This window comes from Sorangium sp. So ce394 (genome assembly GCF_051474665.1).
GTDB lineage: Bacteria > Myxococcota_A > Polyangia > Polyangiales > Polyangiaceae > Sorangium > Sorangium cellulosum_D.
On record NZ_CP150339.1, the window covers coordinates 8,925,455 to 8,937,426 of the forward strand.

General features: G+C 71.0%; 7 protein-coding genes. 6 read left to right on the forward strand and 1 reads right to left on the reverse strand.

Going from position 1 to position 11,972, the window contains the following annotated elements:
• Positions 1-119: 119 nt before the first annotated feature.
• The 3 genes from WMF33_RS32740 to WMF33_RS32750 all read left to right on the forward strand — a co-directional run bounded on the left by WMF33_RS32740 (position 120) and on the right by WMF33_RS32750 (position 6,752).
• A complete protein-coding gene (locus WMF33_RS32740; RefSeq protein WP_437332310.1) occupies positions 120-5,528 on the forward strand; it encodes a trifunctional serine/threonine-protein kinase/ATP-binding protein/sensor histidine kinase in 5,409 nt (1,802 codons plus the stop codon).
• A 14-nt stretch (positions 5,529-5,542) separates the two neighbouring features.
• Entirely contained in the window at positions 5,543-6,040 is a 498-nt protein-coding gene (locus tag WMF33_RS32745) for a response regulator (RefSeq protein ID WP_061629784.1), read from the forward strand.
• A 295-nt stretch (positions 6,041-6,335) separates the two neighbouring features.
• Positions 6,336-6,752, forward strand: coding sequence for a hypothetical protein (locus WMF33_RS32750; protein WP_437332311.1), 417 nt, complete (start codon positions 6,336-6,338; stop codon positions 6,750-6,752).
• A 64-nt stretch (positions 6,753-6,816) separates the two neighbouring features.
• On the opposite strand, the gene WMF33_RS32755 is transcribed toward WMF33_RS32750, so the two are convergent.
• Positions 6,817-7,971: a glycoside hydrolase family 16 protein gene (locus tag WMF33_RS32755; protein ID WP_437332312.1), complete on the reverse strand. Its 1,155-nt coding sequence runs from the start codon at positions 7,969-7,971 to the stop codon at positions 6,817-6,819.
• A gap of 273 nt (positions 7,972-8,244) precedes the next feature.
• On the opposite strand from WMF33_RS32755, the gene WMF33_RS32760 reads away from it, so the two are divergent.
• The 3 genes from WMF33_RS32760 (at position 8,245) to WMF33_RS32770 (ending at position 11,588) form a co-directional block, all read left to right on the forward strand.
• Positions 8,245-9,360, forward strand: a complete 1,116-nt coding sequence (locus WMF33_RS32760) for a GIY-YIG nuclease family protein (RefSeq protein ID WP_437332313.1) — start codon at positions 8,245-8,247, stop codon at positions 9,358-9,360.
• A 118-nt stretch (positions 9,361-9,478) separates the two neighbouring features.
• Positions 9,479-10,291 (forward strand): acetolactate decarboxylase, encoded by an 813-nt coding sequence (locus tag WMF33_RS32765; protein WP_437332314.1) that lies wholly within the window; start codon positions 9,479-9,481, stop codon positions 10,289-10,291.
• A 190-nt stretch (positions 10,292-10,481) separates the two neighbouring features.
• On the forward strand, positions 10,482-11,588 hold the full coding sequence (locus WMF33_RS32770) for a P1 family peptidase (RefSeq protein WP_437332315.1): 1,107 nt from the start codon (positions 10,482-10,484) through the stop codon (positions 11,586-11,588).
• The last annotated feature ends 384 nt before the right edge of the window (positions 11,589-11,972 follow it).

The following is an 11,972-nucleotide window of genomic DNA, read 5'->3' on the forward strand; positions in this document are numbered from 1 at the left end:
CCGCCACAAAGTGTCGTCGTGGTATCATCCCGGACACAACCACTGCCGGTCACGCCGCGCCGTGGGCCGTCCGTGCTTCGAACGGCGCCAGAACACGTCCACGTCCGTCGAGGGGAGCGATGCTGACGATCTCGGGTTATCAGGCGATCGCCAAGATCTACGAGAGCGAAAACTCGGTCGTTTACCGGGGCCGGCGCGCCGGCGACGGGCGCCCGGTCGCCCTCAAGCTGCTGCGCTCAGACTATCCCAGCCCGACGGAGCTCACGCGCTACAAGCATGAATACGCCGTGCTCCGCAACCTGGAAGCGCCGGGCGTCGTCCGGGCGCTCGACCTCTGCCGGCACGAGAAGGGGCTCCTCCTCGTCCTCGAGGATTTCGGCGGCCACGCGCTGGCGCACCACCTGCAAAGCGGCAGGTTCGACACCGCGGCATTCCTCCTGCTCGCCATCGCGATCACGCGCGCCCTCCGCGATGTCCACGGGAGCAGAATTATACACAAGGATATCAATCCGTCCAATATCGTTTTCAACCGCGAGACCGGAACCGTCAAGATCATCGACTTCGGCATCTCGACGCGGCTCTCGCGGGAAGAGCTGTCGATCAAGAGCCCCGCGGTGATCGAAGGGACGCTCGCCTACATCTCCCCAGAGCAGACCGGTCGCATGAACCGGTCGCTCGACCATCGCACCGATCTCTACGCGCTCGGCGCCACCTTCTACGAGCTCCTCACGGGCGCGCCTCCCTTCGACGCGAAGGACGCCATGGAGCTCGTGCACTGCCACATCGCGCGCGACCCCGCCCCGCCGCGCGCGCGGTGCCCGAGCGTGCCAGAGGCCCTGTCGGACATCGTGATGAAGCTCATGGCGAAGACGGCCGAGGACCGTTACCAGAGCACCGCGGGCCTCCTCCACGACCTGGAAGCGTGCCAGAGCCGCCTCGACGCCGCGGGTGGGATCGCCCCGTTCCCGCTGGGCCGCGCCGACGCCTCCGGCGACCTCCGCATCCCGCAGCAGCTCTACGGGCGCACCAGCGAGGTGAAGGCGCTGCTCGAGGCGTTCGGCCGCGTCGCGCGGGGCGGCACCGAGCTGATGCTCATCGCCGGGTACTCGGGGGTCGGCAAGTCCGCGCTGGCGCACGAGCTGTACAAGCCGATCACCGAGGTGCGCGGGTACTTCGTCGCCGGCAAGTACGACCAGCTCAAGCGGAGCACCCCGTACACCGCGATCACCAGCGCGTTCCGGGACCTCGTGCGGCAGATCGTCGCCGAGCCCGAGGCGCAGTTCGCGGAGTGGCGCTCGAAGATCAAGGCGGCGCTCGGGGGGAACGGGCAGGTCCTCGTCGACGTGATCCCGGAGATCGAGCTCGTCGTGGGCGAGCAGCCGCCCGTCCAGGCGCTCGGGCCCGCCGAGTCCCAGAACCGCTTCGTCCGCGTCCTCCAGAACTTCGTCCGCGTGTTCTGCGACGCCGAGCGCCCGCTCGCCGTCTTCCTCGACGACCTCCAGTGGGCCGACGCGGCGTCGCTCCGGGTCATCGAGCTCCTGTTGACGGACGCCGGGCTGCGCGGCCTGCTCGTGATCGGCGCCTACCGGGACAACGAGGTCGGCGCCGCTCACCCGCTCTCGACCGCGCTCGCGTCCCTGCGGCGCGAAGGGGCGATCGTGAACGAGATCGCCCCGGGGCCGCTCAGCACCGAGATGGTCTGCCGGATGCTCGCGGACGCGCTGCGCGCCGACGCCGCGGCGGTCATGCCGCTCGCCGCGCTGGTCGCCCGGAAGACGGGCGGCAACCCGTTCTTCGTCAACGAGTTCCTCCGCACGCTGCACCAGACCGGGTGCCTGCGGTACGACGCCGGCGGCGCGGCGTGGACGTGGGACGTCGAGCACATCGAGTCGAGGAACATCACCGACAACGTCGTCGAGCTGATGATCGACAAGCTCCGCGGGCTCCCCGCGGACACGCAGCGCGCGCTCATGTCCGCGTCGTGCCTCGGCAACCGCTTCGACCTGGGCAGGCTCGCGGTCATCCTCGAGGCGACGCGCGGCGACGCCCACCAGCGCCTCCTGCCCGCGCTGCACGAGGGCCTCATCGTCCCGCTGTCCCCGATGGAGCCCGCGCTCCCCGACGACCTCGCCGCGCCGCTCGTCTTCCCGGACTACAGGTTCCTCCACGATCGCGTCCAGCAGGCGGCCTACGCCATGGTCGACGAGGGCGAGCGCGGCGGCCTGCACGCCGACATCGGCCGGCTCCTCCTGCGGAGCCTCGGCGGGCGCGCCCCGGAGGAGGAGGTCTTCGACATCGTCCACCACCTGAACCGCGGCGCCGACCGCCTGAGCGACGCCGCCGAGCGCCGCCGCCTCGCGGAGCTGAACCTCCTCGCGGGCCGGCGCGCGCTGCTGTCCGCCGCCTTCGACGCCGCGCGCGGCTACTTCGCCGAGGGCCTCGCGCTGCTGCCCGCGGGCGCCTGGCGGAGCGACCACGCGCTGACGAGCGCGCTCCACGTCGGCGCCGCCGAGGCCGCGTGCATGAACGCCGACTTCGGCGCCATGAAGGAGCTCATCGACGCGGCGCTCAGCGAGATCCACGACGTCATCGACAGGAGCAAGCTCTACGAGCTGCTCATCCTCTATCACCACACCCAGGCCGAGTTCCGGAAGGCCGTGGACACCGCCGTGGAGGCGCTCGCGCAGCTCGGCGAGACGTTCCCCGCGAGCCCCGGCATGCAGGACTTCCTCGACGCCTACACGAAGACGACGAAGCAGGTCGCCGAGCTCGGCTTCGAGCGCCTCGGCCGGCTCCCGCCGATGACGGCGGCCCCGAAGCAGGCGGCGCTCGTGATCCTCCGGCGCGCGATCCACGCGTCGTACTTCGCCGCGCCGGAGATGCTCGGGCTCTTCATCTGCCGCGCGCTCGACCTGACGATGGATCACGGCGAGTCGCCGCTCGCGCCCTATGCGTTCGCGGCGTTCAGCGTCCTCGTCAACGCCGGCGTGGGCGACATCGCGACGGGCTCCCGGTTCGGCGAGCTGGCGCTCGAGGCGCACCGGCGCCGGGACGAGCCGCTCTACAAGGCGAGCGTCTACAACTTCTATTACGGGCTCTCGCGGCACTTCTACCGTCCCGCGCGCGAGAGCCAGGCGCCGCTCATCGAGGGATACCTGAGCTACGCCGAGAACGGCGACGCGGAGAGCGCCGCGTACTGCCTCATCAACGCCTTCGTCTGCGGCGCCGTCTCCGGGCAGAACCTCCTCGAGCTCGAGTCGACGTTCGAGCGGTACATCGAGGAGGTCTTCAAGTTCAAGCAAGAGCAGGTCATCAACCAGCTCAGCGTGTGGCGCCAGGCGATCCGGAACCTCACCGGCAGGTCCGAGCACGCGGCCAAGATCAAGGGGGAGTTCTTCGACGCCGAGCAGGTGCTCCCGGGCCTGTACGCGACGAAGAACTTCAACACCGTCAATTACATCCACACGGCGCAGGCGATGCTCTATTTCGTCTTCGGCGACTACGAGCTCGCGTACAAGCACGCCGCCGAGACCGAGCCGACCCTCGGCGCGAGCACGGGCAAGGTGTTCACGCCGCTGCACAACTTCTATTACTCCCTCGCCATGATCGCGCTCTATCCGGCGGCCTCGCCGGAGGACAAGGAGCGCTACCGCGCCAAGGTGTCGGAGAACCAGGCGAAGCTCAAGGCCCTGTCCGAGACGTGCGTCAGCAACTTCCTGCACAGGGTCCTGCTCGTGGAGGCCGAGCTCGCGCGGATCGACGGCCGCGTGGCCGAGGCGCTCGACCTGTACGACCGCGCCATCGCGTCCGCGTCGGAGCACGATTACGTGAACGAGGCCGCGGTGGCCTGCGAGCTCGCGGGCCGGTTCTGGCTCGCGCAGGGCAAGGAGAAGCTCGCGCGCGTGTACCTCGCGGACGCTTGTTATCACTACAACCTCTGGGGCGCCGTCCGCAAGACGCAGGATCTCCAGGAGCGGTATCCGCAGCTCGCCCCGCGCGAGCCGCTCTCGCAGCGGTCGACGGAGGTCGCGCCCTCGCGGACGTTCGTCACGACGACCTCGCTCGGCGCCTCCCGCCTCGATCTGCGGACGGTGCTGAAGGCCGCGCAGGCGATCTCCGGGGAGATCGTGCTCGACCGGCTCCTCATCAAGCTCATGGCGGTCGCCATGGAGAACGCCGGCGCCCAGCGCGGCTGCCTCGTGCTCCGGGAGAGCGACGGCCTGCGGGTCGAGGCCGAGGTCGACTGGACCGACGGCCGCGAGGACGCGCGCTTCCCGGGGCTGCCCCTCACCCAGGCCGTGTCCGACGATCGCCCGCTCGTCTCGGCCGGGATCGTGCAGTACGTCGCGCGGACCGGCCAGAGCGTCGTCCTCGCCGACGCCTCCGCGGACCGGCAGTTCCAGCGCGACGATTACGTCGCGCAGCGCCGCCCGAGATCGGTGCTCTGCACGCCGATCATCCACCATAACGACCTGTACGGGGCGATCTACCTGGAGAACAATACGGCGACCGGCACGTTCACCCAGGACAGGCTGGAGCTCCTCACGATGCTGTCCTCGCAGATGGCGATATCCATCGAGAACGCGAAGCTCTACACGGGCGTGGAGCAGAAGGTCCGCGAGCGCACGGCGGAGCTCGAGGAGGCCCACGCGACCATCGTCCGGCTGGAGCGGGAGGCGGTCGAGAACCAGATGGCGGGCGGCTTCGCGCACGAGATGCGCAACGCCCTCTCGGGGGCCGCGATGGTGCTCGGGACCGTGACCCAGGGCGGCGAGACGGTGTGCGCGAAGAACGCGGCCCGGCTCGGCGAGCTCTTCGACCTGCTCAAGGACGACATCCCCGACGGGAAGCTCAAATCGGTCATGGCCCGGCTGGGCGACATCGAGGAGGCCGAGGAGACGCTGGACAGCGTGCTCTGCATGGTGGGCGACTGCACGGCGCGCGCGCTGAGCGTCACGAACAGCATCCTGGAGTACTCGAAGCTCGGCGTCGCGCTCGCCGGCAACGAGGTCGTGAGCCTCCGCCGCATCGTCGAGTCGGTCGCGGCGCGGCACCGCGACGAGTTCGCGCGCCAGGGCGTGTCGGTCGAGCTCGAGCTGCGGGGCGGCTCGGCGGTCGTGGGGCACGAGTCGCACTTCGACTCCATCGTGAACAACATCGTCTTGAATGCGCGCGACGCGCTGCTCCTTGTCGACGACGGCCGCGGGCGGCGGGTGCGGATCGAGACGGCCGAGGAGGGGGATTTCCAGGTCCTCACCGTCAGCGACAACGCGGACGGCATCTCCCCCGACAACCTCGCGAAGATCTTTCAGCCGTTCTTCTCGACGAAGCCGACGACCGGCGTGGGCCTGGGGCTCAGCTTCGTCTCTCGCATCGTCGCGATGTATGGCGGGACCATCGACGTCGACAGCGACGCGGGGCGCGGCACGACGTTCGTCGTCCGGCTCCCGCGCGCGGTGCCGCGCGGGCAGCCGCAGCCGGCCAGCGCCGCCGCTGGTCGGATCGAGCTCAACCTCGCCGGGAACTGAAAGGGGGCGCCAAGATGACAACGGCGAAATTCACCAGGCGCTTTCGCGGAGCCTCGGACGTCACGCCGGAGGAGCCGCAGAAGGAGCGGCCGATCGTGGTCGTGATCGACGACGACCCGAGGATGCGGTCCGCGCTCGCGTTCACGCTGCGGCACGACTACGACGTGCGCCTGTACGCGAACGCTCAGGAGGGCATCGCCGGCGTGACGGAGATGACCAGCCTGGTCATCCTGGACATCCGCATGCCGGGGATCGACGGGCTCACCGCCTACCTGAAGATCAAGGCGCTGTACCCGAAGGTGCCCATCATCTTCTACACCGCGTTCCAGGACATCCTCGAGAAGCAAGACCTGCTCTCGACCCACAAGGCGTTCGGCTATTTCGACAAGAACGGCGACGTGTCGGGGCTCAAGGCGGCGGTCGAGAAGGCCGTGCAGCACCACAGCGTGGTCTCCAGCATGGCGAGCGCGCAGAGGCTGGTGCGCGGGATCATGCCCCCGGACGACCACTGACCGGGGCGACGCGTCCCGGCAGGGCTGGGCGATCGACGACGGCGCGGCCGCGTCTGCGGGAGAGGTCGCCGGCGCGATCGGCGGCGAGCCGGCGCGGCGCGCACGATCTCGACGCCGACGAGCGCGCCGCGCCGTGAGGGCGACAGGACCGTCGCGGAGGAGCCGGCGGGTGTGCCATCGCGCGGGTTTCCGGCGGGATCCTCGGGGCGCCGGTGGCACAGTCGCGCAGGTACGAGCGTTGCACTCACGGCTCGGCATGATGGCAATCTACAAAATCATGATTCCCGTTTCTCTCATGGCCCTTCTCTCGGGGTGTGGTGACAGCGACGCGGAGCGCATCGAACAGCAACGTGAGACGTGGAACGACAAGCACGTCGCGAGCTACGTCGTCGAGACGTGCGAGACGGGCTTCTCCGCCGGTTGCCGGCGCGTGGCCGTCGAGGATGGCCAGGTCGTCGCCGCGCGCGAGAAATTCCCCAACGACGACTCGCCTTGGACCGATGTCGACGATCTGACGAGCGTGAACGAGCCCATCGCGTGGATGTTCGATCGTGCCGAGGGCACCCCGGACGACTGCGAGCTCTCGCAGCTCTCGTTCGATCCGCAATTCGGGTTCATCCGTGAATATTACGTGTCCTGCAACGTAGAAGGATCCGGCGAGCGCGTGTCGTGCTTCGCTCCCGACACCGTCGACCTCGCCGCGTGCGAGTAGGCGTCGGTCGCCCTGAGCTCGCCCCGGTATGGCCGCGGCCTCGCGCCGCGGCGTCCGGGTGGGGCTAAGGAAGGGTGTCCACGAGGGCAGCCGAGGACGCCCGGAAGCCGGCCACCCGCGCGTCCACCTCGGCCTGCGACAGGAGGACGTCCTTCGCGAAGTAAACCCAGTCGACGTCCTCGGCGTACGTCCGCGGGCCGGTCTCTCCGGCGGCGAGCTCGTCGAACCACAGGTTGAAGTCGAGGTGCTGGTTCGTCTCGGGGACGTAGCTGGCGTCGTGCGTGCAGAGCAGCGCGCCTTCGATGTAGTAGTGGATGCCGGACTCGTCGATCTGGATGAGGAGCCGCTTCCAGCCCGACTGGTCGCCCGCGACCTGGTTCGACTGCGTATCCTCGAGCGTGGCCGTCTCCCACGAGGTCAACCACAACGTGCTGGTGTTGCCCTGACCCCACCCGCCGTTGGGCATGTACTCGAAATCCTGCTCCGAGTAGTTGGGATCGGTCTCGGGGTCGTTGACCCATGGGCTGATCGTGAAGAACGTCTCGACCAGCTTGTCGGCGAGGTGCCGGGTCCCGGTCAGCGGCGTGTTGCTGAATCTCACCCTGGCGGAGTACGTCCCGAGGCGGAAGCTGTCGTCGTTGGACTGGATCTCCGCGTGCGAGGTGCTCGCGCCGGAGCCGCTCGTGGTCGCCTTGAGCCGCAGCAGCCGGTTCGAGGCGAGATCGGGATCCTCGATGAACGACACGTTGGACGAGAGCCATTGTGCGCCGTCGACCCCGGGGGCGCCGTCGGTCGTCCGTACCCACCACCGGCTCGTGAGGTTGTCGTCGGCGATGCCGGTGTAGCTGAAGTCGTCGAAGAGCTCGGCCGACACCGTGACGCCGCCGCCGCCGCTGCCGCCCTCGCCGCCAGCGCCGCTGCCGCCCTCGCCGCCAGCGCCGCTGCCGCCCTCGCCGCCAGCGCCGCTGCCGCCCTCGCCGCCGCTCCCCCCGAAAGCGCCGCTGCCGCCCTCGCCGCCGCTCCCCCCGAAGGCGCCGCTGCCGCCCTCGTCGCCAGCGCCGCTGCCGCTCGCCCCGCCAGGGGCGGCGGTCTCGCTCGAGCAACCGAGCAGCGCGTGCACCGCAAGGAGCGCCGCCCCCGCGGCGGGGACGAAGCGCGCGCCGCGGGGCGCCCGCTCCTTCGAAGCAGCGACCCTCTGGCCTTCGCGATCCATTTGCATCGAGGCTGTTCCTTTCGTGTCGAGCGTCCCATCGCCGGGACCGAGCGCCGCGCCTCAGCGCTTCCGCAGGTGCTTGCGGAGTGGACCGCGGCGGCCGCCACGAGGAGGATACCCTTCGCCGGTGACGAAGCGCTCGGCCTCGAGCGACGCGCTGGCGCCGAGCGCCATGCCGACCGCTGGTCGAGCCCACGCGGACCGGCGGGCTCTACGGCCGCGCGGGCTCCGCGCGGCGCGGCTTGCGCGTCCGCCGCTGGTTCGCAAGAACATCGGACGATGTCGCGCGCGGCGCTGCTCCCCGCCCGGAAGGGCTCCGGCGATGAAGAGCGGCTCGCGCGGCTCCGCGGCCTCGTGCGGGCGGGCGCCGAGAACCGGCCCGGCGTCTACCAGATGGCCGCCGAGGACGGCACCGTCCTCTACGTCGGCAAATCGAAGCGGGTGCGCACGAGGCTGCTCGGTTATTTTCGCTGCGAGCCCGAGGAGAAGGGCGCGCGCATCCTCCGCGAGACGAGCCACGTCGCGTGGGAGTACTGCCCGAGCGAGTTCGCCGCGCTCCTCGCCGAGCTCCGGCTCATCCGGCGGCTGTGGCCGCGCTTCAACGTGGCCATGAAGCGCGACCTCAAGCGCTACGCCTTCATCAAGGTCACGCGCGGGCCGGCGCCGAAGCTCCACGTCGTGCGCGGCCCGGCGCGCGATCCGGGCGCGCTCTACTACGGGCCGTTCACGGGCGCGGGCCGCGTCCGCGAGGCCGTGCGCGCGCTCTCCAACGCGCTCGGGCTGCGCGACTGCGCCGAGGACGTGCCGGTGCTCTTCAACGACCAGCAGACGCTCTTCTCCCTCGAGCGCCGCACGCCGGGCTGCATCCGCTACGAGATCAAGCGCTGCCTCGGCCCCTGCGTCGCGGGCTGCTCGTCGCGGGAGTACGGCGATCGCGTGGCGCTCGCCCGCGCCTTCCTCGAGGGCCGGAGCGACGGCCCGATCGGCCGCTTCCGCGACGAGATGGAGGCCTGCCGCGAGCGCGCCGAGTTCGAGCGCGCCGCGGCGCTGCGCGACCGGATCCAGCGCCTCACGGCCCTGCGCGGCGAGCTGGGGCGGCTCCGCTTCGCCATCGAGTCGCTCTCGTTCCTCTACACCGTCCCCGGCCACGAGGGCGACGATCGGGTCTACCTCGTCCGGCGCGGCAGCGTGCGCGCCGAGGCCGCGGCGCCGCGCTCGGACGACGACCGCCGCGCGCTCGCGCGGCTCACGGCCGACGTCTACGGCCCCCCGGAGCCCGCCGCCGCGCCGGTGCCGCTCAGCGAGATCGACGAGGTGCTGCTGCTGTCGTCGTGGTTCCAGCGCTACCCGGACGAGCTCGCGCGGACGCAGCCGGTCCCGGGGCTCACGGGGTAGCCTCGGCCGCGCGCCGGCGGTGGTTGCGCGGAGCAACCTTTCGGCGCCGGAGAGGGTTGCGACGCGCAACGATGTGTCCTGAACTGCGCGCTCTTGCGCGTGACCGAGGAGCAGCCCCATGCGAGCGATGCGAGCGAAGGTCTCTAGCGTTCTCCTCGGCGCCCTCCTGGCGTCCGTGGCCGCCGCCTGCACGCGCTCGAGCGAGCCCGCGCCGGGCGCGCCCGCGGCCGAGCCCGCGCCGGGCGCGCCGGCGGCGGTGCCCGCGCCGGGCGCGTCCGCGGCGGTGCAGGTCCGCTCGTTCGGCGCGCTCCGCGCGATCATGCACGAGGGGCAGACGGGGCCCGCCGTGCGCATCGGCGATGTCGTGCCGGGCCCGCACGCGTTCGGCATCGGGGCGCTCAGCGAGCTGCGCGGGGAGGTGACGGTGGTCGACGACGCGATCTGGACGTCGTACGCGCGCGATGACGGGGCGCTCGACGTGCGCGCCACCGGGGCGGAAGAGCAGGCGACGCTCTTCGTGGTGGCGAACGTCGCGCGGTGGCAGGAGGCCACGCTCGACGCCGACGTGCCCGACGGGCAGATCGACGCGCGCGTCGAGGCCCTGCTGCGGGAGCGCGGCCTCGACACGGACGTCGCCGTCCCCGTCCAGGTGCGCGGGGGTCTCCGCGATCTCAGCTGGCATGTCATCGACGGGAGAAAGCTCGCGCCCGGCGGCGGCCACGCCGACCACGTCCGGGCGTCGGTCAGCGGAACGCTTCCCGACGCCGAGGGGACGCTGGTCGGCTTCTTCTCGAAGCGCCACCACGGCGTCTTCACGCACATGGGGTCGAACACGCACTTCCATGTCGTCTTGCCGGAGCGATCGCTGATGGCCCACGTGGACCGCGTGACGCTCGCCCGCGGCGCGCGCGTCCTCCTGCCGGCGCCTTGACGCTCGACCTCCCGCGCCGCTGCCCTGTCTGGCACGGCGGTTGAACCACCTCTCCCCATGAGCGCCAGACACCGCTGCTCGCCGCCTCCCGTCACCCGGGCGCACGTCGCGGCCGACCGCACCTCGCCGCCAGGGCGCGGACGCCTGCTGTCCGGACGAGGCAGTCCGCGCGCCCGTCGCGCCCCGCTCCATGGCTCCTGCAGGGGGCGCCGTGCGCGCCCGTGACCTCGGCGTAGCGCCCGGGATCTTCGACCCGGGCCCGCTGAACGCGATCACCGACGTGCGCGGCGTGCGCGTCGGCCACGCCACCGTCGTCGAAGGCGACGCGATACGCACCGGCGTCACCGCCGTCCTGCCGCACGGGGAGAATCTCTATCTCCATCGCGTCCCCGCGGCGATCCACGTGGGCAACGGGTTCGGCAAGCTCGTCGGCGCGACGCAGGTCCGCGAGCTGGGCGAGCTCGAGACTCCCCTCCTCCTCACGAGCACGCTCTCCGTGTTCCGGGCGGCAGACGCCCTCGTCGAGTGGATGCTGGAGCAGCCGGGCATGGAGGAGGTGCGCTCGCTCAACCCGGTCGTCGGCGAGACCAACGACGGCGTGCTCAACGCGATCCGGCGCCGGCCGATCACCGCCGCGCACGTGCGCGCGGCGCTCGCCTCGGCGCGCGAGGGGCCCGTGCCGGAGGGGTGCGTGGGCGCGGGCACGGGGACGGTCGCGTTCGGATGGAAGGGCGGGATCGGCACCGCCTCGCGGGCGCTGCCGCCGTCGCTCGGCGGCGCGTCCGTCGGCGTGCTCGTCCAGTCGAACTTCGGCGGCGTGCTGCAGGTGATGGGAGCGCCCGTCGGCGAGGAGCTCGGTCAGCACGCCTTCCGCGCGGAGCGCGATCCGGACCCGGGCGGCGGGTCCATCCTCATCGTGGTCGCGACCGACGCGCCGCTGTCGGATCGCAACCTCGGTCGCCTCGCGGCCCGCGCGCTCTTCGGGCTGGCGCGCACGGGCTCCTCCGCCGCCAGCGGCTCCGGGGACTACGCGGTGGCCTTCTCGACGAGCGCCTCGGTCCGGCGCCCCTCCGGCGCGAGACGGCTCGTGACGACGGAGCTCGCCAACGAGGAGACCTCGGCGCTGTTCCAGGCCGTGATCGAGGCGACCGAAGAGGCCATCTACAACTCGCTCTTCACGGCCGAGACCACCTCGGGAAACGGCCGTACGGTGGAGGCCATTCCGCTGGATCGCGTCCGTGAGGTGCTGTCCAGGTACGGCGTCCCGCGGCGCGACGGCCGCGCTCCGCGGGCCTGATCGGGAGGGCGCCGCAGGCGAGCCGGGCAGTGCTCGAAATTGAACATGAAGGCGGGAAGACGGGAAGAAAAAAAAAAAAAAGAAATCAATCATCTTCCTGCCTTCCCGCCTTCATGTGAACTCTCTCCGGGCAAATTCGAGCAGCACCGCGAGCCGGCTCGGCGCCATTTGTCCGTATGCCTGAGAGATCACATGACCTGGCGCAGGCGGCCCAGATACCACATCTCACGATGGCGAGTGGTCTGAGCCCAACAATGCAGCGGTCGGTCCGAGCGTGGATGTCCGTGGTGCACCTCGCGATGGCGTCCCATGGCGCACGGCGCCGCCGGGCCGATTCCGGCCATGTCCTCGCGATCGCGTTCGGCCACAAGCGGGTCCGCCCCC